We start from the raw sequence: 23,573 nt of genomic DNA, 5'->3' as shown, positions 1-23,573 counted from the left end.
TATGTCGATAAATTTATTTGATTTAACAGGTAAAACAGCTCTGGTTACTGGAGGTGTTCATGGTTTAGGAATGTCTATGGCTAAAGGGCTTGGTCACGCCGGAGCTAAAATTGTAGTAAACGATCGTTCTTCATGGGAAGCGGTGAATAATGCAGTTGCAGAGTACAAATCTGTAGGGATTGAAGCTTACGGATATATTTTTGACGTAACTGACGAAGCCGCAGTAATTGAAAATATTAAAAAGATAGAAGCCGAAGTTGGTCCTATCGATATTTTGATCAACAATGCAGGAATCATCAAAAGAACTCCGATCATCGAAATGGAAGTGGAAGATTTTGCGCAAGTAATCAATGTAGATTTGATCAGCCCTTTTATTGTTTCTAAGACTGTTGCTAAAGGAATGATTGAGCGCGGAGGAGGAAAAATCATCAACATTTGTTCAATGATGAGCGAATTGGGAAGACAAGATGTTAGTGCTTACGCTGCCGCAAAAGGAGGTTTGAAAATGTTGACCAAAAATATGGCTACAGAGTGGGCTAAATTTAACATCCAAACAAATGGTATCGGTCCTGGTTATTTTGCAACTAGTCAAACAGCTCCAATTAGAGTTGATGGACATCCTTTCAACGAGTTCATCATCAGCAGAACACCTGCAAATCGTTGGGGAGACCCAGAAGATTTACAGGGAGCAGCGATCTTTTTGTCATCAAAAGCGAGTGACTTTGTAAATGGACACATCCTTTATGTAGATGGTGGAATCCTTGCTACCATTGGAAAACCTTCTAATGAATAATATCATAAAATTCAAAACATGCTGAAAATATAATTTTAGATTGTATTGTTTTTTAGAGAAGTTAAGTATGTTTTTTTTAAAGAAATGACAGATAGTTGTCTTTATCAGTTAGCTGATAGTTTTAATATTTGATTTTTGGTTTTCACGTGGTTGTGAAATTTGGTTTGGTTTTCAAATAATAAGCAAAAGACATTATAACTATTTGTTGTTTCTTTTTTATATTAAATCAAGAAATTATTACTGAAAGAGGCTTTATCACGTTTTGTGAGATAAGCTTCTTTTTTTATTCATCTGCCCCAATTAAAGGCAATAAAAAGTGTAAAATTGTTATTTGTAATGTTTTACTGAGACAATTGAACTTATAAATTAAAGCGTAGTTATAATTATCAGGTATTTTAACTTATTCTATTATTTCATCCTGATTATTTTTAATTTTAATGCACATTACATTTTTAAATAATTTAATCCAATGGGTTCTCTTTATTATATTTGTAATCCATATCCTTTAGCCAGTATTAAGTTTGAAAAATTACCTGCTGTTTTTTTTATTTACGTTAAGTTATTCGGTTTTTTCATCGAATAGTAATGATTCTATTTTTGATAATTTAAATGAAGCTATAAAAAATAAACAACGGTACGTTCTGCTAAAAGAAGAACGTATTTTAAACTTCAAAAAAAATCAATTAGAAAATTTATCGAAAGAACAGGAATACAATTACAACAAAACTTTATATACCGAATATCAAAAATTCAATTCTGATTCTGCGATTTTATATGTCAAAAAAAATCTTGTAATTGCTGAAGAACTACAAAATAAGACTTTTTCAGATTTAGCTAATTTGCAATTGGCCAACCTATATTCTTCATCCGGAAAATACCGGGAATCGGAGGCCATTTTGAAAAGCATTAACAAAAAGACATTAGCCAAATCACTGCTTCCAAATTATTATGTGGTGTACAGGGAATTTTTCGAGCATTATAATGCAAATAGCAGGAGCATAGAATATATTGAGCAAATAGGGAAATATAGAGACTCTCTGTTAGGTGTATTAAATCCTCAGACTTTGGAGTTTAAAATTAACCAGGCTCAGAAAAATGTTTTCAATAGAAAATATGCTCTTGCTCTAAAACAATTATCTTTTTTATTAAAAAATACAAAAGAGCAAGATTCACAGTATGCCATGATTACATATCTTTTTGGTAAAATTTATGAGGCAACAAAGCAATTAGAACTACGGAAAAAATATTATGCGCTTTCTGCCACTGCAGATATCAAAAATGCTATAAAAGACAATGCTTCACTTCAGGAACTGGCATTGGTTTTTTATGAAATTGGGGATGTTGATATGGCTTATAAGCTTACACAGTCAGCAATTGAAGACGCGCTTTACTGCAATGTCCAGTTCCGTACACTGTTCATGTCTGAGATTTATTCCATTATTAATACCGCTTATTTGGAAAGGGAAGCCCAGAGAAAAAGTGAGCTGCAAATTTATCTTTTATGCATCAGCCTGCTTTCTGTTTTCCTGATAGCGGCGGTGATTTATGTCTACAGACAAATGAAAAAAGTATCCAGAATTAGGGGAGAACTTTTTACAACCAGCCAGAAGTTAGCCGAATTAAATAAGGATATTACAGAAACAAACAGCCAGTTACAGGAACGAAATGCCCAATTATCGGAATCCAATCATATTAAAGAAGAATATATTGCGCATTTTTTCAGTCTGTGTTCCAGTTATATCAATAAGCTGGAAAATTATCGTGTTATTTTAAACAAAAAAGCAGCTCTCAAACAGTTTGATGAAATTTTCAAGATGCTTAAATCGACTACTCTGGTTGAAAAAGAACTGGAAGAACTGTATGAGAACTTTGATGTAATTTTTCTAAATCTGTATCCAACTTTTGTAAAGGATTTTAATGCATTACTCATCAGTGAAGAACAGGTTGTATTGAAGCAGGGAGAATTGCTGAATACTGAACTCCGCATTTTTGCGCTAATCCGCCTTGGGATAACTGATAGCGTAAAAATCGCAGCATTTCTTCGTTACTCTTTAAGCACGATTTATAATTATCGGACCAAAGCCAGGAATAAAGCCGCTGTCTCTCGAAATGATTTTGAGGAAAGAGTTATGAAAATTGGATTATTCCCCTCGAAAGGCTGATTTTTTATTTTAAAAGCACTACTTTTTTTAATCTTTATTTTGTTTTAATTGTTTGTTTTTAAGTGTTTTAGTTTTTTACTCTACTACTTTTTTTGTTCAAAAATCCTGCACATACTATTACGTTTTAGTTTTACAATATTATTAGGAAATGCTAAAATGCCCTAATGGTATTTTAATGATTTAATAAATTAAGTGGTATGTTTAAAAATGTTAAAACAATTGTTTTTTTACTTTTATTAGGTTCATTCGGAGTGAATGCGCAGAATAAAGTTCCAGTTTATCTTGACGATAAAAAACCTATTAATGAACGTGTAGAAGATGCACTTTCAAGAATGACAACTGAAGAAAAAATTGCCATGATTCATGCGCAGTCTAAATTCAGTTCGCCAGGCGTTCCGCGTTTGGGAATTCCAGAAAACTGGATGACTGACGGACCGCACGGAATTCGTACCGAAGTAAAATGGGACGAATGGGATCAGGCAGGCTGGACAAATGACTCTTGTATTGCATTTCCCGCACTTACTGCTTTATCTGCAACATGGAATAAAGAAATGGCTTCTCTATATGGAAAATCTGTAGGAGAGGAAGCGCGTTATAGAAATAAAAACGTACTGTTAGGACCAGGTGTAAATATCTATAGAACACCATTAAACGGCCGTAACTTTGAATATATGGGCGAAGATCCTTTTCTTAGTTCAAAAATGGTGGTTCCTTATATTAAAGGGGTGCAGTCAAACGGAGTTGCAGCCTGCGTAAAACATTTTGCTTTAAACAATCAGGAGACAAACCGTAATTCAGTAAATGTAATAGTTGATGACCGTGCGCTGTATGAAATTTATCTGCCGGCATTTAAAGCGGCTGTTCAGGAAGGTGATGCTTGGGCTATTATGGGTTCATACAATAAATACAAAGGGCAGCACTGCTGTCATAATGAGTTTTTGTTAAATAATATTCTCCGTGGCGAATGGGGATTCAAAGGGGTTGTAATCTCAGACTGGGGAGGAGTTCATGATACCAATCAAGCAATTCATAATGGTTTGGACATGGAGTTTGGTTCTTGGACTAATGGACTTTCATGGGGAACAAGTAATGCTTATGACAACTATTATTTGGTAAAACCTTATGCTGCTATGATTGCAAAAGCTGAAATAGGAACAAAAGAATTAGATGAAAAGGTACGTCGTATTTTGCGTTTATCGTTCTTAACTACGATGAATAGAGAAAGACCTTTTGGATCATTTGGAACAAAAGAACATGCCGAGGCTGGTTTAAAAATCGCTGAAGAAGGAATTGTACTGCTTCAGAACAAGAACAATATTCTTCCAATTGATTTGAATAAAACTAAGAAAATTGCTGTCATTGGAGAAAATGCAATCAAAATGATGACTGTTGGCGGAGGAAGTTCTTCGCTTAAAGCAAAATACGAAGTATTGCCTCTTGACGGATTAAAGAAAAGAATTGGCAGCCAGGCAGAAATTGTTTACGCCCGCGGCTACGTAGGAGATCCGACAAGTAAGTATAATGGAGTTGTGGCAAAAATGAGTTTAGAGGACAAACGTTCTCCAGCTGAATTAACTGCCGAAGCTTTAAAAGCAGCAAAAGATGCTGATGTAGTTTTATTTTTCGGAGGTTTGAATAAAAGCGACAATCAGGATGCAGAAGGAGCAGACCGAAAAGGGTTAGGCCTTCCATACAATCAGGATAAATTAATCAGTGAATTGGTTAAAGTAAATAAAAATGTAGTTTTTGTAAACATTTCAGGAAATGCTGTGGCTATGCCTTGGGTAAATGAAGTTCCGGGAATTGTGCAGGGGTGGTTTTTAGGTACTGAAGCAGGTACAGCTTTGGCTAAAGTTCTGGTTGGAGATGTGAATCCGTCAGGAAAACTGACTTTTACTTTCCCGGTTAAATTAAATGATAACGGAGCACATGCTTTAGGAGAATTCCCAGGCGGTGACGAAGTAACTTATAAAGAAGGAATTTTTGTAGGATACCGCTGGGCTGAAAAGCAAAAGATAAAACCATTGTTTCCTTTTGGCCACGGTTTAAGCTATACAACTTTTGAATATGGTAAAGTGACTGCAGATAAAAAGCAATTGTCAAGCGGAGACCAGATTACATTTTCGGTTAAAGTAAAAAATACAGGAAACCGTGATGGGGCAGAGGTGGTTCAGCTTTATATCAGTGATTTAAAATCGTCTTTGGTTCGTCCGATAAAAGAATTAAAAGGTTTTGAGAAAATTTCTCTTAAAGCGGGAGAAGAAAAAACGGTAACTTTTGCAATAGACAAAACAGCCTTGAGTTTCTTTGATGATAAAAAGCACGAGTGGGTTGCTGAACCGGGAGATTTTGAGGCTCTGATTGGAGCATCATCAGCAGATATCAAATCAAAAGTGATTTTTTTACTTAAATAATTTTTTATGAGTTATACTATTTTCGCATATAAAATAGTCTAAAGATGCGAAGTTATATTGCTAAATCTTCTATAGGCAAAAGAGGCTTTTGGAAGCATTTTTAACCATGATGACGACTAATAATGTTTCGTTTTAAATATGTTTTAGTTTGATTTTTAATATTTTAAGGATCATAAAAATAGGGGATATAGATAATACGAAAAGGCTGCATCAAATTATTTTTGGATGCAGCCTTTTTTCTTAAAATTTGTAAACCTAAATTTACTAATTAGCTTCTTTTGAAAATGAAAGTGCTTTTTTAGATTTATGTTAAATAGAGATAATCATGAAATTTAAAAATTCCAGCCTAATGTTGCTCCAAAAGAAACTGGTCGAATTTCAGCATTTTTATTCATACTGTAAATACCATTGGCCTCTCTATTTGAAACCGATGTAGGATTATAACCTATAGCGGATTTATTGCTGTCTTGATCAAGTATAGATCCATATCCATTTTCAAGGAACATTGCAGCATATAAAGAATTCTTTGCTCCCATATCAAAAGCAAAACCTAATTCGAAAGAGCTCATTATAATCCCCTTCGTATTATATTCTCCTGTTGCTGAATAATTGTTCTGTACTCCAAAACCATATTCTGGCAAATCATTAATATTTAAATTGACATCTGGATAATAAGCGCTTGCATTCACAGAATTTGCAGTGGCTTCTATTTTATACTTTACAGGCAAAAAATATTTTGCACCTGCTCTAAAAATGAAATCAATCCCTTTATTAATATTGGTTTTATATTGCAGGAAAAGTGGAATTTGAACAGCATGCAAGGTTTGTTTTTCTTTATAATTGCTTATGGCGATATTATAAATGAATGCTGAGCCAGTTGCATCAATCTCATAACTAGAGAGATTATAGGATGAATTAGTCAAAAAGACTTCTTGTTTATATTGAGAGAATTCTAGCCCTGTACCAAGTCCTATATGATTTGTAAATGAATAGATGTAGCCTGCTTTTACGGCTCCTCCAAGTCTATGTCCGGCCGTTGTGCCTTCCACATCACTTTGAATGTTTCCTATTCCTGCTTGGACACCTACGTAGAACTGAGCAGTTATTCCTTGAGAAATCAGGACTAAAGCGATACTAATTATATTTTTTATATTATATCTCATTTTTATATTTTTAATATTAAAGTAGTCCATCCTCATTTATAGCAAATGAGGATTTCATACTTTTAAATTATTTAGTTTTTAACTAGAAGGGTTTTTGTAAAAGTTTTGCCATTTGTCAAGGTCAATTTTACAATATAAATGCCTTCAACAGATGGAGCTTTTAAAGTTACTGTATTTTCATTGTTAATTTTATTGTCGATTAACAATCCAATAATGCTAAATACCTCAATATGTGAATTTTGTAGTTTTGAGGCAGATATATTAGTGATAAGTTGATAATCTGAATTGATTTTAGTTGGATTAGGAGCAATTTTAATATATTCTTCTTGTACTGTTGAAGAAAAAGTCAACGGACAAGTAGTAATCAGTGTGCCATCTAGTTTTGTCGCTATAGCATAGTAAGTACCATTCAACCCTTCGGTATCTTTAAAATACTGAGTAGTTTGACTTGGAACTAAAACTCCATTTTTATACCAACTGTAAGCTTTAAAATTCTTAGAACTATTATCAAAGAAAATAATATTATCAAAATGTTTTTTAATCAAATTTGGCTGGCTATTTACAGTAGGCAACACAACTGATGGCGCTGGATTGTAATTGTTGTTTCCTAATTGTGATGCTGTAATAGTTGCTGAACCATAATTTTGAAAAATTAAAGAACTATTTGAAACGGTTACAGTATTAGTATTAGAAGAAACATAGCTTATTGGCAAGCCACTGCTTGAAACAGCTGTTAAGGTAATCGTATTCGTTCCATCACAGCCTGATCCAAGAGCTTGATTCCAAGAAATTATCTGATCTGCCTTAGAAATGGTAAAAACTGTACCGATATAAGTAATGGTATAATTTGAGCCAATGCTTAATGTTCCTTGTGTAATAGCATACGTTCCTACATTCTCTCCAGTAGCTCTTGTCAAAGCTCCTACAAATGAATCACCGCTTATTAAACTTGGCGAGACTGAATAAGTCAGAACGGGATCCGCTGTGCCATAAACCTTTTTCTGAGAGGCATCTGCGGTAACAGTAATTGGCTTGGCTGTTATAGAAAAGTCTTTGCTGACATACGTAATCGTATAATTTGAGCCAGCGCTCAGACTTCCTTGTCCAATTGCATATGTTCCTACATTATTTCCTGCAGTTCTCGTCAAAACTCCAGTAAATGAATCACCGCTTACTAGACTAGGAGAAACGGAATAAGTGAAAATAGGATCCGTTGTACCATAAACTTTTTTCTGAGAAGCATCTGCGGTAACATTAATTGGTTTAGCTGTGATTGAAAAGTCTTTGCTGACATAAGTGATTGTATAATTTGAACCCGCACTTAAGTTTCCTTGTCCAATCGCATACATTCCTACATTGTTTCCAGCAACCCTTGTTAATGCACCAGTGAATGTATCACCGCTTACTAGACTTGGAGAAACTGAATAAGTAAAAATAGGATCCGTTGTACCATAAACCTTTTTCTGAGAAGCATCTGCGGTAACAGTAATTGGTTTAGCCGTGATTGAAAAGTCTTTGCTGACATAAGTGATTGTATAATTCGAACCAGCACTCAAGTTTCCTTGTCCAATTGCATACGTTCCTACATTGTTTCCAGCGGCCCTTGTTAATGCACCAGTAAATGTATCACCACTTATTAAACTTGGCGAAACTAAATAAGTTAAAACAGGATCTGTAGTTCCATAGATTTTATTTTGAGAAGCATCAGCAGTAACTGTAATTGGTTTAGCAGTAATAGCAAAGTTAGCACCAACATAAGTAATCAAATACTTAGACCCCGCTGAAAGCGAACCTTGATTTATAGCATAAACACCTATATTTTCGCCTACTGCTCTAGTTAAGTTACCTGAAAAGCTGTCTCCAGGCAATAAACTAGGTGTTACAGTATAGGTCAAAACGGAATCGCTTTGTCCATATATTTTTGTTTGAGAAGGTGTTGCAGTTACTGTAATTGGAATTTGATTTAATTTCATCACAAAATTATATGAAGCAGTACAACTATTATCATCAGTAGCGGTAACCGTAAAATTACTATCAGCAATTTGAGTTGAAGTACCTGTTATCTGTCCAGCTGTTGATAGCGAAAAACCAGAAGGCAAACTTCCAGCTGTAACTGCATACGTTTTAGATCCTGTTCCTCCTGAAGCTACTATAGTTTGGCTATATCCAGTATTATAATCATAACCAGATAAAACTGTTGTTGTAAAATTAATAGCCGTAGGCTGTGTAATGGTAAAGTTTTCGGTGATTGAACAACTATTGGCATCAGTAATTGTACAAACATAAGGTGTAGCACTTGCCGCTAAACCTGAAGCTGTTGCTCCTGTTCCACCAGAAGGCGACCAAGAATACGTATAACCACCAGAACCACCTGCAGCAGTTACCGAAGCCGAACCGTTAGTTCCGCCGTTGCAAGCCACATTGGTTTGCGAAGTAGTAGCTGTTATAGCTGTAGGCTGAGTAATTGTAAAACTTTTTGTGATTGAACAACTATTGGCATCAGTAATTGTACAAACATAAGGTGTAGCACTTGCCGCTAAACCTGAAGCTGTTGCTCCTGTTCCACCAGAAGGCGACCAAGAATACGTATAACCACCAGAACCACCTGCAGCAGTTACAGAAGCCGAACCGTTAGTTCCGCCGTTGCAAGCCACATTGGTTTGCGAAGTAGTAGCTGTTATAGCTGTAGGCTGAGTAATTGTAAAACTTTTTGTGATTGAACAACTATTGGCATCAGTAATTGTACAAACATAAGGTGTAGCACTTGCTGCTAAACCTGAAGCTGTTGCTGCCGTTCCTCCGGAAGGCGACCAAGAGTAAGTATAACCCGGAGTTCCGCCGGAAGCAGTTACCGAAGCCGAACCATTCGATCCACCATTACAAGATACATTGGTTTGCGAAGTAGTAGCTGTTATAGCTGTAGGCTGAGTAATTGTAAAACTTTTTGTGATTGAACAATTATTCGCATCAGTAATTGTACAAACATAAGGTGTAGCACTTGCCGCTAAACCTGAAGCTGTTGCTCCTGTTCCACCAGAAGGCGACCAAGAATACGTATAACCACCAGAACCACCTGCAGCAGTTACCGAAGCCGAACCGTTAGTTCCGCCGTTGCAAGCCACATTGGTTTGAGAAGTAGTAGCTGTTATAGCTGTAGGCTGAGTAATTGTAAAACTTTTTGTGATTGAACAACTATTGGCATCAGTAATTGTACAAACATAAGGTGTAGCACTTGCCGCTAAACCTGAAGCAGTTGCTCCTGTTCCACCAGAAGGCGACCAAGAATACGTATAACCACCAGAACCACCTGCAGCAGTTACCGAAGCCGAGCCATTCGAACCTCCATTACAGGCTAAATTGGTTTGCGAAGTAGTAGCTGTTATAGCTGTAGGCTGAGTAATTGTAAAACTTTTTGTGATTGAACAACTATTGGCATCAGTAATTGTACAAACATAGGGTGTAGCGCTTGCTGCTAAACCTGAAGCTGTTGCTCCTGTTCCACCTGAAGGCGACCAAGAGTAAGTATAACCCGGAGTTCCACCTGCAGCAGTTACCGAAGCAGATCCATTTGATCCACCATTACAAGATACATTGGTTTGCGAAGTAGTAGCCGTTATAATAGCTGTAGGCTGAGTAATTGTAAAACTTTTTGTGATTGAACAATTATTCGCATCAGTAATTGTACAAACATAAGGTGTAGCACTTGCTGCTAAACCTGAAGCTGTTGCTGCCGTTCCTCCGGAAGGCGACCAAGAGTAAGTATAACCCGGAGTTCCGCCGGAAGCAGTTACCGAAGCAGATCCATTTGATCCACCATTACAAGATACATTGGTTTGCGAAGTAGTAGCTGTTATAGCTGTAGGCTGAGTAATTGTAAAACTTTTTGTGATTGAACAATTATTCGCATCAGTAATTGTACAAACATAAGGTGTAGCACTTGCTGCTAAACCTGAAGCTGTTGCTGCCGTTCCTCCAGAAGGCGACCAAGAGTAAGTATAACCCGGAGTTCCACCTGCAGCAGTTACCGAAGCAGATCCATTTGATCCACCATTACAAGATACATTGGTTTGCGAAGTAGTAGCCGTTATAGCTGTAGGCTGAGTAATTGTAAAGCTTTTTGTGATTGAACAACTATTGGCATCAGTAATTGTACAAACATAAGGTGTAGCGCTTGCTGCTAAACCTGAAGCTGTTGCTCCTGTTCCACCAGAAGGCGACCAAGAGTAAGTATAACTAGGAGTTCCACCAGAAGCAGTTACCGAAGCCGAACCATTTGATCCACCATTACAAGAAACATTGGTTTGCGAAGTAGTAGCTGTTATAGCTGTAGGCTGAGTAATTGTAAAACTTTTTGTGATTGAACAATTATTCGCATCAGTAATTGTACAAACATAAGGTGTAGCACTTGCTGCTAAACCTGAAGCTGTTGCTGCCGTTCCTCCGGAAGGCGACCAAGAGTAAGTATAACCCGGAGTTCCACCGGAAGCAGTTACCGAAGCAGATCCATTTGATCCACCATTACAAGAAACATTGGTTTGCGAAGTAGTAGCCGTTATAGCTGTAGGCTGAGTAATTGTAAAACTTTTTGTGATTGAACAATTATTCGCATCAGTAATTGTACAAACATAAGGTGTAGCACTTGCTGCTAAACCTGAAGCTGTTGCTGCCGTTCCACCAGAAGGCGACCAAGAGTAAGTATAACCCGGAGTTCCACCGGAAGCAGTTACCGAAGCTGAACCATTCGATCCACCATTACAAGAAACATTGGTTTGCGAAGTAGTAGCCGTTATAGCTGTAGGCTGAGTAATTGTAAAACTTTTTGTGATTGAACAATTATTCGCATCAGTAATTGTACAAACATAAGGTGTAGCACTTGCTGCTAAACCTGAAGCTGTTGCTGTCGTTCCTCCGGAAGGCGACCAAGAGTAAGTATAACCCGGAGTTCCGCCGGAAGCAGTTACCGAAGCAGATCCATTTGATCCACCATTACAAGATACATTGGTTTGCGAAGTAGTAGCTGTTATAGCTGTAGGCTGAGTAATTGTAAAACTTTTTGTGATTGAACAACTATTGGCATCAGTAATTGTACAAACATAGGGTGTAGCGCTTGCTGCTAAACCTGAAGCTGTTGCTCCTGTTCCTCCGGAAGGCGACCAAGAGTAAGTATAACCCGGAGTTCCGCCGGAAGCAGTTACCGAAGCCGAACCATTTGAACCTCCATTACAGGCTAAATTGGTTTGCGAAGTAGTAGCCGTTATAGCTGTAGGCTGAGTAATTGTAAAACTTTTTGTGATTGAACAACTATTAGCATCAGTAATTGTACAAACATAAGGTGTAGCACTTGCTGCTAAACCTGAAGCTGTTGCTCCTGTTCCTCCGGAAGGCGACCAAGAGTAAGTATAACCCGGAGTTCCGCCGGAAGCAGTTACCGAAGCAGATCCATTTGATCCACCATTACAAGATACATTGGTTTGCGAAGTAGTAGCCGTTATAGCTGTAGGCTGAGTAATTGTAAAACTTTTTGTGATTGAACAATTATTGGCATCAGTAATTGTACAAACATAGGGTGTAGCGCTTGCTGCTAAACCTGAAGCTGTTGCTGCCGTTCCACCAGAAGGCGACCAAGAGTAAGTATAACTAGGAGTTCCACCAGAAGCAGTTACCGAAGCCGAACCATTTGATCCACCATTACAAGATACATTGGTTTGCGAAGTAGTAGCTGTTATAGCTGTAGGCTGAGTAATTGTAAAACTTTTTGTGATTGAACAACTATTGGCATCAGTAATTGTACAAACATAGGGTGTAGCGCTTGCTGCTAAACCTGAAGCTGTTGCTCCTGTTCCTCCGGAAGGCGACCAAGAGTAAGTATAACCTGGAGTTCCACCGGAAGCAGTTACCGAAGCCGAACCATTTGATCCACCATTACAAGAAACATTGGTTTGCGAAGTAGTAGCCGTTATAGCTGTAGGCTGAGTTATAGTAATGTTTTTTGTAATTTGTGTTGATTCATTATCTGTTATAGTACATATATAGGCTCCAGCTGCTAAACCTGTAGCAGTAGCTCCTGTTCCTCCCGAAGGTGACCAAGAATAACTATAACTTGTAACACCGCCAGAAGCCGTTACTGAAGCTGTACCATTACTGCCGCCGTTACAAGATACATTAGTTTTACTAGTGGTTGCCGATAATGCTGCATTGGTTGTAAAAGATAAATCTGCACCATAACCGGTCCCTCCAGAATTCTTAGCATATGCTCTGTAGTGAATGAGCGTTGATGGTGGGAATGAAGAAACGGTACCACTATAAGTTCCGACACCGGTTCCAATTTGGAATTTATTGTTCGCAATAGTTGGATTAGCTGTTGTTGCCCAAACGATTCCTCTTTCTATGGTAGCATCACCACCATCGGCAGTAACATTACCACCCATAGTTGCTTTTACAGCACCTGTATTGGTTGCTGTAGTAGTAGTTACTGTCGGAGCGACAGCACCATTTACAAATATAAAATCATCAACAGCAAAATATCTGTAATTGCTGCTCAAATGAATTTCAAGTTGATCGATAATAAAACCGGTGTTATCTGAACCTCCTTCGGTAACAAAATTGATTGGCATAAAACCATTGTTTGGAAGAGCGGTACCTATATCAGAACCTGTAGTATTTTTTACTACCGTAAATTGTGTTACTCCGGCAAGTTTCCCTATAAAGGTAATCGAGCCAGGTGCGCCAGTACTGGTTGCACCTGCCGCAAATGTTGGACTACCGGTTACAAATAGCCATAGACTGTTGATTTTAAAGCTACCAGTAACATCAGAGATAGTTCCACTCTGCCCAAAAGTTAGGTTACCGCCATCTGCGACCTCAATATATTTGTTTGAACCGTTATAACCTGTACCGGCAAGATTGGCAACGGTAAAGCTGATATCGCTGCTGGTTAAGTTAAACGTTTTCGCTCCATTTGTAAAACTGGCTGAGCCATCGGTCTGGCTTTCAAAGGTTTCAGTAGTTTGCGCACCAATATGCTGGATAGTAAAAAACAACAGAGTTAATAATAAGTAGAGTTTTTTCATAATTTATGTATTAAATTGATGTGTTGGTATTACTGTATATTATTTTATCCTATATTTCTAACTTGAAAAAAGTCAGATACTAAAGTTTTAAAATATGTATAAACAGGAACTTATGTTTATTGTGGAGTCTATCCTTGCATCAAATACGGTTGATGAACACATAGAATGTGCCCAAAAGCTTTCATGTTTTTATAAAAAAAAGACTATGCTTGCAATTTCAGCAGACAATGAAATTCTCGTAAAAGGAGGTGTAGCTTTATCAAGCTCCGGAGCTGCAGACTGTGTTGATGACTATTTGCGTACCGTTTTTTTTATAAAAGGGATTCACAAAGCTTTAACTAAACTGTGTACCGATTTTCCCGAAAGAAGCATTAATATTCTCTATGCCGGATGTGGTCCTTATGCAACATTAATTCTGCCTTTACTTCCATTATTTGATAAAGAGAGGATTAATGCTGTTTTATTAGATATTAATGCAGAATCAATAGTAGCAGTACAACAGTTGTTAGCCGTTATTGGTCTTGAGGATTATCAGCTTCAATTAATAGAGACTGACGCCATCACGTATACTAAACCGGAAGGTTTTACTATAGATCTGGCAATATCCGAAACCATGCATTATGCTCTTACCCGGGAACCTCAAGTGGCAATTATGAGAAATCTTATGAAACAGTTAACTCCTGATGCCATCTTAATTCCGGAAGAAATAAGGATCGATCTTGCTTATACCTTTTTTAATCACGAGCCTTATCTTAACAATACTTCGTATGAAGTAAAGGGCTACAAAAAAATGCAGCCCTATCCTAAGAATGTATTTGTAGATAGATTATTTACAATAAACAAAGAACATTTAGGCAGGGAAAATCACAATTCAAAATTGGAGAGTCGCTTTTATACCCTGCCTGCTGATTTTAGTAACCAACCTGATGTATGCATTTTTACTGAAATTAAGGTATTTGGAGACATTGAGTTAAAAACTGCGGAGTCTTATATAACAAATCCTTATTGTGTTGTATCTATGTATAATCTTATCGGTTACTCAGGAATTCAATTAGTATATGACTATTGTGAAATACCGCAATGGACCTATAATCTTGCTCTAAAAGAATGACTGTAAAGTTTAATTTCTGGAAGGAAAAATACCTTCAGTGCAGATGATATAGTTCATAGCCAAATAAGGTTGCATTATTGAAATTGGAATATTACTACCAGTGGTACCTGTAGTAATACTAGTTGCTAAATTTACATTTGGGGTTGATGTTGCAAAGCCTAATGTTGGTGTAAAGACTCTTGAAATGACTGATCCAGGAATAGCGATAGAAGACCCTGTTGTTGGTATTGAAGCGGTAGAGTTTGTGTTGGCTACGGCTATAGTACCAGGGCCAGTGTGAGCGTGTGCCGGTAAGTTGCTAGTTAAAATACTTGTACTTGGAGTACCGGCAGCTTCTCCTAAGTCATAGGTTTCGCCATTTCTGGTTCCTGCACCAAGAGGTACTGCTCCCTGTAAATTAGGCAATGCAAAAGTGGACTGACCATCTCCGCCGTAAGTGGTACCTAAAATTGAAAATAATGCTACATTCTGCGAAATTGGCAATATTTGTCCATTGCATAAGGCCCATCCTTTTGGGGCGAAATTCCCTGCGAAAAGTTTTACGATTCCAATGTATTCATCCATAGTGTTTATTTTTAAAGGTTAGTGTTTATTTAGTATTTATATTGATAAATTAAAAATTACTTTCGAGCTGTAATGAAAATAAAGCTGTATTTTGTTCAATTGACAAAATTTGTCCTTGGTAGGGCATATATTCGCGTGGCGCAAAATTGAATCCTAAAATTTTAGTTTCTCCAATAAATGGTTCTGTTGACATAGTTTTTTTTTTAGAATTAAAAATTAAATAAATAAAAAAAATGTGAACAGGATATACGTATATATACCTGTTCTCGTTAATCATGATAAAATTAGATAATTTTGTATTTTTTTATGGAGAAATGGTATAAGGTGCCTTTTTCTTGTCATGAGAGAAGAAAATTGATATATGTAAGAAATGGCTTTTAATGATGAAGATGTTAAAAATGGATATAGTTACAATTCAGATGATGTAATTGATAGTAGTTAGGCTTAAAAAAAGCAAAGTTTTTGAGATAAATAAAAGTCCAATTTTGCTAACTATTCCAAAATAAAATGACAAATTAAAGTTAGTTCGAAGTAAAAAAATAAATATATATATTAAAAAAAACAGATTACTTGTATGTGTAAATGGTTTAAAATCAATAAGATAAATTTTGAGTAGTCTCTATGTTAGATGCTACTAGAATTGCAAAAATTTACTTTATTATAGACCAAATCAATATAAATTCACAATTTATTGCAGCTGCGAGATCAATATATGTTTTTTGATCATTTTAATTACAACTTTCATTCTTTCAGATAATCCAACTCCTGTTCGTGCGTTGGGAATGGAATACTTTTGGAGAATTTACGATAGGTTTAACAACATCAATTGAAACCCTCGATTCAATGATTGGCTTTACACTTTTCCCTAAAGTAATAGTTTGTTTAGGTAATGAGCTGGAAGCTGTAACTTAAATTCTATTTTGTATCTTATTGTTGGTTTTCAATTGACTGAATATTAGTATATTTATATGTGTTAAAATTAGATTTTTCATAGATAAACTACCCGCAGATATAAATATGAAAACAGTAACCATTTCCAACAAATTTTTTAGTTTTTTTAAAGAAAGAAAAGGAACTTCATTTCTGCATGAAAATGATAAAATTATCAGACAATTTGTTTTGACTATTTTTTTTATCGGAATTGGAATTTGGTTTATTAAGCATGAGCATTCAGAGTTAAGGGAAGTAAAAAATGTAATTGCAAATGCCAGCGGTTTTTGGGTTTTCAGTGGAATTATTTTAGCTGTGATCTATATTGTCTTGCAGGCACTAATGTATTTTGCCTCTTTTAAAGCTATCCAAAGCCATATTTCATTTAAACAAGCAGTAGTTCTATTCCTTAAGCGAAATTTTGTTAGTGTATTTTTACCGGCAGGAGGGATTTCTTCTTTAGTCTTTTTCACAAAACCAATTGAAAAGGAAGGAGTGAAACCAACACAAATTCATTTTGCTTCAATATTATATGGTTTTGTTGGTATTCTTTCTGTAATCATTGTAGCGATACCGGCTCTGATTTATTCTTTTTTTGAAGGGATAGTAGGATCAGGTGAGTGGTATGCGTTTGGTGCAATCGCAGGATTAAGTTTGCTTATCTTTTTTATCTATTCTTCAATTTTAAAAAAAGGAAAGCTATATCGACTAATACTAAAGTTTTTCCCGTCTGCGGAGGTGTTTATATATGATTTGCAGAACAACAAAATCGACAAAAAGAAATTTTTTCAAATTGTTTTTTATTCCATACTTATCGAATTTGTTGGGATTGGACATTTGTATATAGCAATGGTTGCCTTGGGATTTTCACCATCATTGTCTGCCGCTGTGATGGGTTATATTGTTTCGGTTATATTTTTGATTGTTTCTCCTTTTCTGCGTGGACTTGGTGCTATAGAAATTTCAATGAGTTTTATATTGATCCAATTTGGTTTTAAAAATGTCGATGCTATTGCAGTAACTTTTTTATATCGCTTCTTCGAATTTTGGATTCCGTTACTGTTTGGAGCTTCACTTTTTTTAGTTAATGTCAATAAGTTGTTGCTTCGAATTGCACCTTCATTTTTACTTTTTGCATTAGGATTAATAAATATTTTTTCTGTTTTAACACCAGCAATTTCAGAAAGGTTGCATGTTTTAGAAAACCTAATTCCTATTTCGGCTATCAAAGCTTCCAATATTTTTGTAATCACTGCCGGAATATTTTTGTTAGTCAATTCTGCGTTTATGCTAAAAGGATTGCGGACTGCTTGGTGGTTCGCTATTTTCTTAAGCGGAGTTTCTGTCGTTGGTCACCTCACAAAAGCCATAGATTATGAAGAAGCTTTGGTAGCTTTGATTGTTGTTGTTAGTTTACTTCTTACCAAAAAAGAATATTATATAAAAAGCAATTCACATTTGCAAAGTATAGGTTTAAAAACAGTTTTAGTAAGTATTGCGGCTGTTTTAATATACAGTGTTTTGGGGTTTTATTTTTTGGATAAAAAACATTTTGATATTGATTTTCATTGGTTGCAGTCTATTAGATATGCGTTGCAAAATTACTTTTTGATAGGCAGTTCAGATTTGGTTCCTCTTGATAGTTTTGCCAGACACTTTTTACTTTCTATAAATATTTGCGGTTTTCTGTCTTTAGGTTTTTTAATCTATGCGCTAATTCGTCCCTATACTATCAAAAATGAGGTAGTAGAGGATGATTTTGTAACAGCCAATTCTCTTTTGAATCAGTATGGGACTTCTGCTTTGGATTATTTTAAAACGTACGATGATAAAATTATTTTTGTATCAAAAAGTAAAAGAGCGTTTTTGGCTTATCGTGTGATAGAAAATTTTGCTGTGGTTTTAGAAAATCCTGTTGCCGAATCGGATGCGGGAATCAAACAATGCATACTCGAATTTGATACTTATTGTTATGAAAATGGATTGCGTAGTATTTATTACCGGGTCCCTGAAGAAGATTTAAAGATTTATTTCTTACTCAGAAAAAAGAGTTTGTTTATAGGACAGGAAGGAGTAGTCGATTTATCGACTTTTACTTTAGAAGGCGGTGCAAAAAAATCACTGCGTAATGCGATAAGCAAAGTAAAAGAGAAGGGATATAAAACTTCAGTTCATGCGGCACCAATAAAAGAAGGGCTTTTGCAAAAAATAAAATCAGTAAGTGATGAATGGTTGACCAGTACTGGAAAAAGTGAAATCATTTTTTCTCAGGGAATGTTTAATTGGGATGAACTCAAACAGCAAACCGTTATTACTGTCGAAAACTCAGAGGAAAAAGTAGTGGCTTTTTTAAATGTAATTCCCGATTATGCAAAAGGAGAGGGTACTTATGATTTGATACGTAAAACGAATGATGCTCCAAACGGAATTATGGATTTTATTCTTGTTGAACTTTTTACGTATTTAAAGTCTAAAGGTTGCACCTCAGTAAATTTAGGATTTGCCGCAATGAGTGGGATAGAAGAAGCGCATACTTTTCCTGAAAAATCAATGAAGTTTGCCTATGAAAGGATTCATTTTTTTTCACATTATAAAGGCTTGAGGGATTTTAAAGAAAAATTCTCTCCTGTATGGCATAATAAATATTTGATTTATACCCATGATTATGATTTATTACAAGTTCCCATTGTTTTAAATAAAGTGATAAAACCATAATTATTAGTTTCAAATAAAGTTTAAAACTATGCACTTTAGTACATTCGCTTTTAGCTTCTAAAAAATATTCATTTACCACAGATTCACAGATTTTAAGATCATTTTAATCTGTGAATCTGTGGCAATTTCATAAAATTTTCGGAATCGAACCTTGCTGACTTTCAGCTTCTCGTAAAACAGATCTCCGAACTTTTATTGTAGAGTGGTTTAGTTAATGCAATGTATGCGAACAAATCGAATAATTTCACCCAATGGGTAATTTACTCTTCGGCATTCATTTCTACATTAAAATCATTCTCAGAACTCCTTATAAATTTTGATACTGTTATAATTTTAGAAATTTAAATAGTTGTTATAAAATTAATTTTATTTCGTTTTTTTTAACGTTTAATTAAATTTTTTTTAAAGTATTAATTACTAGGTTTGGAAATGCTTAAAAAAACTTACAAAAAAACAATATAAGCATCAGTCATAGCAGTTAAATCAATTTTTTAAAAAATTAAATTATTACCGTATGAATAAAATTTACTTTCAGATCATTACTTGCTTTATTTGTTTTTTTGCCGATGCCCAAACCAAAGTAACCTTAAAAGGAAAGCTTTTGGATAAAGAGACATCAGCCCCAATAGAAGAAGCAACTGTTTACATTACCAGCGTCAAAGATTCTACTGTAATTGATTATACTGTTTCGGATAAGAATGGAAATTTTAAGATCGATACTAAAAAAATTACTGTTCCCTTTTTTATGAAAATTTCGGCAACAGGTTACGGAAATCATACCATCAAGGAGAATTCCTGTACCGAGAATAAGGATTTTGGAGTTATATCGATTTTGAAAAAAGGAATAGTACTTTCTGAAGTTGTAGTGAAAAATGAAGCTCCTCCCGTCAAAATTAAAAAAGATACTTTAGAATTTAATGCTGCTTCTTTCAAAGTGCGCCCAGACGCGAATGTGGAAGCTTTGATTAGACGCTTGCCTGGAGCCTCAATAGATGAGAACAAGAATATAACTATCAATGGAAAAGCGGTTGACAAAATCTTGGTTAATGGTAAGCCTTTTTTTAGTGAAGATGGAAAGATTGCACTTCAGAATTTAACGGCTGACATGATTAAAAAAGTGCAGGTCTCTAATACCAAAACAAAAGAAGAAGAAATGACCAAACAAGAGTCAAGCTCAAATACTACAACCATAAATCTGGTTTTACAGGAAGATAAAAACAAAGGTTTTTTCGGGAAATTTATGGCAGGTTACGGCACCGATAATCGCTATGAAACGAGTGGAATAGCCAGTTATTTCAAAAACAAACGCCGTATTACTGCTATTGCTTCGTCCAACAATATCAATGCTACAGGATTTTCCATGGACGATGTTTTTGACAATATGGGAGGAGGAAGGAATAATAGCAGTGTTCGATTTATGGGAGGTAATAATTCTAATTCGGGTAATTCAGCCGGGATAACTCGTTCGAGTACTGTCGGATTAAATTATGACGACGAATTTGTAAAGGATTTCAATTCACACATGGCATACAATTATAGAAATTTGGACAATGAAAACCGCAACAAAACTTCAAGGGCGGATTTTTTACCAAGTGGAAATATCTTTACCGAATCAGAATCTGCAAGCAATCAATTAAATGAAGGACATGATGCTAATTTTGAATTTGATTATAAAATCAATGACAAGACCAGAATTATAATGAGCCCAAAAATGTCAACATCGTCAATAATGGGTGATTATACCTCGCATTCCTCTTCTCGAGACGATAACAATCAATTAATGAATGAAAGCAGTACCAAGAATAATAGCAAGAGCGATTCTGATAGAATTGATAACTGGTTATATTTTAGTAGAACACTGAATAAAAAAGGACGCTTCTTTAATGCTTCCTTATCTAATTCCAATTCAAAAAAACACTCCGATTCGTTTAATAATTCGATTACTAAATTTTATCAGGACGCAACGCCGGATGATATTCGAAATCAAAATGTATTATCTAAAAATTCATATGATAGATACGGTTTATTTGCTCAATATTCGGAACCTATAACTGATTCTTTGTCTGTTTCAGTAAGTGTATACACAAATTCGGAAAAATCGATACAAGACGATAATACTTTCGACTTTGATAACACAGCAGCAGGATATTCAGATAGAAATGAACTACTGTCAAAATATTATAATTCTAGAACTACCACATTAGAACCTAGTGCTGCATTTATGGTTAGGAAAAAAAATCTTACAATGAGAGCGAGTATTGGAACATATTCAGCGACTACAAACAATCATTCTAATTATTTAGGTATCAATACTGATTTGGAAAAAAATTATGTGCTTCCCAACGGAAGTTTCTATATGAATTACAAATTATCAAAATCAAAAAGTTTTTATTCATATTATTATCGTCAAATTAATTTGCCTTCAGCTCAACAACTATTGCCAGTAATCGATCTTTCTAACCCATTGAATACGGTTGTAGGGAATAGTAATTTGAATCCAGGAAAAAGTCACTATGGCAATTTGGGTTTTTCAAATTTTGATACAGCTCGTAATACGGGACTTAATATTTATGCAAATGCTAATTACAGAGATAGCGGTATTGTCACTACTTCATTTTATGATGAGAATGGAAAACAAACTACAACTTATGCCAATATTTCAGGAACTTACAATTTCAATGGAGGAGCCAATTGGGACAAAACCTATAAAAAAGAGTTGAATACTTTTAAATATTCATTGAAATTTTACGGCGGATATGAACTAGCAAAAGGATACACCAATACGAAATTGTATTCGGCTGAGATAAAAAGCCTAAATCCAGGAGTATCTTTCTCGTATGATTATGGAACATTTTTTACGTTGCGTCCATCCTATAATTTTACATTTAGTAAAACCAATTATGACAACTACAGTATTGATGAAACTTCAAACAGAGAACATAATTTCAAGATAGAAGCAACCAATTATTTTTATAAACAATGGGTTTTTGGGAATGATTTTAGTTATAATTATAATTCGAATATTTCAGGAGGATTTAAAAAAGATTTTTATTTGTGGAATACGAGTTTATCTTATAAATCAAAAGATGACAATTGGATATTTAAAGTAAAAGTTTATGATATTTTGGATCAAAACCAAAGCGCCAAACGAACTATATCTGCAACATCGATAGTGGATTCGGAAAACACTGTTTTGAAACGTTATGGAATGCTTTCGCTTACGTATAAATTTAAAAAGTTTGGAAAGAAATTGGAAATAAAAGAAGAGCAAGAGAAAAAGGAAACTAAACCGGAAGTGAAAAAATAAGCTATTTTTGTGTCAACGTATTTTATAATGATCCAGAATTAAAAAAATCAAAAAGCAATGAAGTCTATAAAACTGTTTTTTTTGTTGGTACTAATTTCAACTTTTGGAAATGCCCAAGAAGCTTCAAATGTAGGTTTAGGTTGGGCGGGTAATAGTGTTAATACTGTTGTTTTTAGGAAAAACTCGGTGGTGACTTTTAAAAACACACAGTATACTTCGTATTACGATTCTATTGGCAATGTGATCCTTGCCAAAAGAACGTTGGGTTCTAATAACTGGAACATCAAAAAAACAGCCTACAAAGGAAATTATAAAGATGCCCATAATTCAATTAGTATTATTGTTGATGGTGACGGGTTTTTACATATTTCTTGGGACCATCATGGAAATAAATTGCGATATGCTAAGAGTATTGCTCCAAACTCCTTGGATTTAGGTGAGGAACAACCAATGACTGGACAAAACGAAACCAAAGTTACCTATCCAGAATTTTACAAGTTAAAGAGTGGTGATTTACTTTTTTTGTATAGAGAAGGTGCATCGGGACAAGGAAATTTAGTTTTAAACAGATACCACATCAAAACAAAAAAATGGGAGCGTATCCATAATAATTTGATTGATGGGCAAGGCGAACGAAATGCTTACTGGCAAGCTTGCATCGATAAGCAAGGAGTTTTTCATTTAAGTTGGGTTTGGAGAGAGTCAAGTGATGTGGCAACCAATCATGATATGAATTATGCAAAGTCATTAGATGGAGGAAAAACATGGATTTCATCAGAGAAGCAAACTCTTGTGATTCCAATGAATTTGAATAGCGTAAAACCAATTATCACGATTCCTCAAAAAAGTGAATTGATTAATTCAACATCTATGACGACAGATGCAAAAGGGAATCCTTATATAGCTACGTATTGGAGAGAACAGAATTCTACCATTCCGCAATATCATCTTATTTATTTCAATGGAAAAAAATGGGATGTTCAACAAGTTTCCGATAGGAAGACTCCTTTTTCTTTAAGTGGAGTGGGAACCAAACGTATTCCGATTTCCCGACCACAAATTGTAGCCAATGATGAAAGAATTAGTGTCATTTTTAGGGATGAAGAACGCGGAAATAAAATCTCTATAGCAACTAAAAAAATAAAAGGGAATGGGATTTGGAATATTACAGACGTAAGCAATGTTGATGTAGGTTTATGGGAACCATCTTATGATACAGAATTATGGCAAAGTAAAGGAAAACTCGATTTATTTGTGCAACAAACGGGGCAAGGTGATGGAGAAAAATCCGAAAACAAACCAGCTCAAATGGTGAAAATTGTAAGTGTAAATAATTTTAAATAA

General features: G+C 35.2%; 11 protein-coding genes. 7 read left to right on the top strand and 4 right to left on the bottom strand.

The window, feature by feature from the left end:
- Window position 1: 1 nt before the first annotated feature.
- The 3 genes from OZP12_RS14310 to OZP12_RS14300 all read left to right on the top strand — a co-directional run bounded on the left by OZP12_RS14310 (window position 2) and on the right by OZP12_RS14300 (window position 5,369).
- Window positions 2-793: a gluconate 5-dehydrogenase gene (locus OZP12_RS14310; protein ID WP_281225708.1), complete on the top strand. Its 792-nt coding sequence runs from the start codon at window positions 2-4 to the stop codon at window positions 791-793.
- Between the two features lie 521 nt (window positions 794-1,314).
- Window positions 1,315-2,955, top strand: coding sequence for a SusR family glycan utilization regulator (gene susR, locus OZP12_RS14305; protein WP_281225707.1), 1,641 nt, complete (start codon window positions 1,315-1,317; stop codon window positions 2,953-2,955).
- Between the two features lie 197 nt (window positions 2,956-3,152).
- Window positions 3,153-5,369 (top strand): glycoside hydrolase family 3 C-terminal domain-containing protein, encoded by a 2,217-nt coding sequence (locus OZP12_RS14300; RefSeq protein WP_281225706.1) that lies wholly within the window; start codon window positions 3,153-3,155, stop codon window positions 5,367-5,369.
- Window positions 5,370-5,701: 332 nt separating this feature from the next.
- Here the strand turns inward: OZP12_RS14300 and OZP12_RS14295 are convergent, their stop codons facing one another.
- The gene (locus OZP12_RS14295; RefSeq protein WP_281225705.1) at window positions 5,702-6,532 is read right to left on the bottom strand and encodes an outer membrane beta-barrel protein; all 831 of its coding nucleotides are present in this window, start codon (window positions 6,530-6,532) and stop codon (window positions 5,702-5,704) included.
- A 71-nt stretch (window positions 6,533-6,603) separates the two neighbouring features.
- Window positions 6,604-13,602, bottom strand: a complete 6,999-nt coding sequence (locus tag OZP12_RS14290) for an MBG domain-containing protein (protein WP_281225704.1) — start codon at window positions 13,600-13,602, stop codon at window positions 6,604-6,606.
- A gap of 94 nt (window positions 13,603-13,696) precedes the next feature.
- Between OZP12_RS14290 and OZP12_RS14285 the strand changes: the two genes are divergently transcribed.
- The gene (locus OZP12_RS14285) at window positions 13,697-14,713 is read left to right on the top strand and encodes an SAM-dependent methyltransferase (RefSeq protein WP_281225703.1); all 1,017 of its coding nucleotides are present in this window, start codon (window positions 13,697-13,699) and stop codon (window positions 14,711-14,713) included.
- Window positions 14,714-14,722: 9 nt separating this feature from the next.
- Here OZP12_RS14285 and OZP12_RS14280 read toward each other — a convergent pair whose 3' ends face one another.
- Both OZP12_RS14280 and OZP12_RS14275 read right to left on the bottom strand, forming a co-directional pair.
- A complete protein-coding gene (locus tag OZP12_RS14280; RefSeq protein ID WP_281225702.1) occupies window positions 14,723-15,277 on the bottom strand; it encodes a phage tail protein in 555 nt (184 codons plus the stop codon).
- A gap of 49 nt (window positions 15,278-15,326) precedes the next feature.
- Entirely contained in the window at window positions 15,327-15,470 is a 144-nt protein-coding gene (locus OZP12_RS14275; protein ID WP_281225701.1) for a tail fiber protein, read from the bottom strand.
- A gap of 824 nt (window positions 15,471-16,294) precedes the next feature.
- Here OZP12_RS14275 and mprF point away from each other — a divergent pair.
- The 3 genes from mprF to OZP12_RS14260 all read left to right on the top strand — a co-directional run bounded on the left by mprF (window position 16,295) and on the right by OZP12_RS14260 (window position 23,573).
- Window positions 16,295-18,922, top strand: a complete 2,628-nt coding sequence (gene mprF, locus OZP12_RS14270) for a bifunctional lysylphosphatidylglycerol flippase/synthetase MprF (protein ID WP_281225700.1) — start codon at window positions 16,295-16,297, stop codon at window positions 18,920-18,922.
- 514 nt (window positions 18,923-19,436) lie between these two features.
- Entirely contained in the window at window positions 19,437-22,229 is a 2,793-nt protein-coding gene (locus tag OZP12_RS14265) for an outer membrane beta-barrel protein (protein WP_281225699.1), read from the top strand.
- A 57-nt stretch (window positions 22,230-22,286) separates the two neighbouring features.
- Window positions 22,287-23,573, top strand: coding sequence for a BNR repeat-containing protein (locus OZP12_RS14260; RefSeq protein WP_281225698.1), 1,287 nt, complete (start codon window positions 22,287-22,289; stop codon window positions 23,571-23,573).

Origin of the sequence: Flavobacterium aquiphilum, assembly GCF_027111335.1 — a bacterium.
Taxonomy (GTDB): Bacteria; Bacteroidota; Bacteroidia; order Flavobacteriales; family Flavobacteriaceae; genus Flavobacterium; species Flavobacterium aquiphilum.
This window is presented reverse-complemented; position numbering and strand designations above follow the sequence as displayed.

What these genes read in the sequence shown, in the direction of transcription:
- OZP12_RS14310 (WP_281225708.1), top strand. Translation starts at nt 2, where the DNA reads ATGTCGATAAATTTATTTGATTTAACAGGTAAAACAGCTCTGGTTACT.
- OZP12_RS14300 (WP_281225706.1), top strand. Translation starts at nt 3,153, where the DNA reads ATGTTTAAAAATGTTAAAACAATTGTTTTTTTACTTTTATTAGGTTCA.
- OZP12_RS14295 (WP_281225705.1), bottom strand. Translation starts at nt 6,532, where the DNA reads ATGAGATATAATATAAAAAATATAATTAGTATCGCTTTAGTCCTGATT.
- OZP12_RS14290 (WP_281225704.1), bottom strand. Translation starts at nt 13,602, where the DNA reads ATGAAAAAACTCTACTTATTATTAACTCTGTTGTTTTTTACTATCCAG.
- OZP12_RS14285 (WP_281225703.1), top strand. Translation starts at nt 13,697, where the DNA reads ATGTATAAACAGGAACTTATGTTTATTGTGGAGTCTATCCTTGCATCA.
- OZP12_RS14280 (WP_281225702.1), bottom strand. Translation starts at nt 15,277, where the DNA reads ATGGATGAATACATTGGAATCGTAAAACTTTTCGCAGGGAATTTCGCC.
- OZP12_RS14275 (WP_281225701.1), bottom strand. Translation starts at nt 15,470, where the DNA reads ATGTCAACAGAACCATTTATTGGAGAAACTAAAATTTTAGGATTCAAT.
- mprF (WP_281225700.1), top strand. Translation starts at nt 16,295, where the DNA reads ATGAAAACAGTAACCATTTCCAACAAATTTTTTAGTTTTTTTAAAGAA.
- OZP12_RS14265 (WP_281225699.1), top strand. Translation starts at nt 19,437, where the DNA reads ATGAATAAAATTTACTTTCAGATCATTACTTGCTTTATTTGTTTTTTT.
- OZP12_RS14260 (WP_281225698.1), top strand. Translation starts at nt 22,287, where the DNA reads ATGAAGTCTATAAAACTGTTTTTTTTGTTGGTACTAATTTCAACTTTT.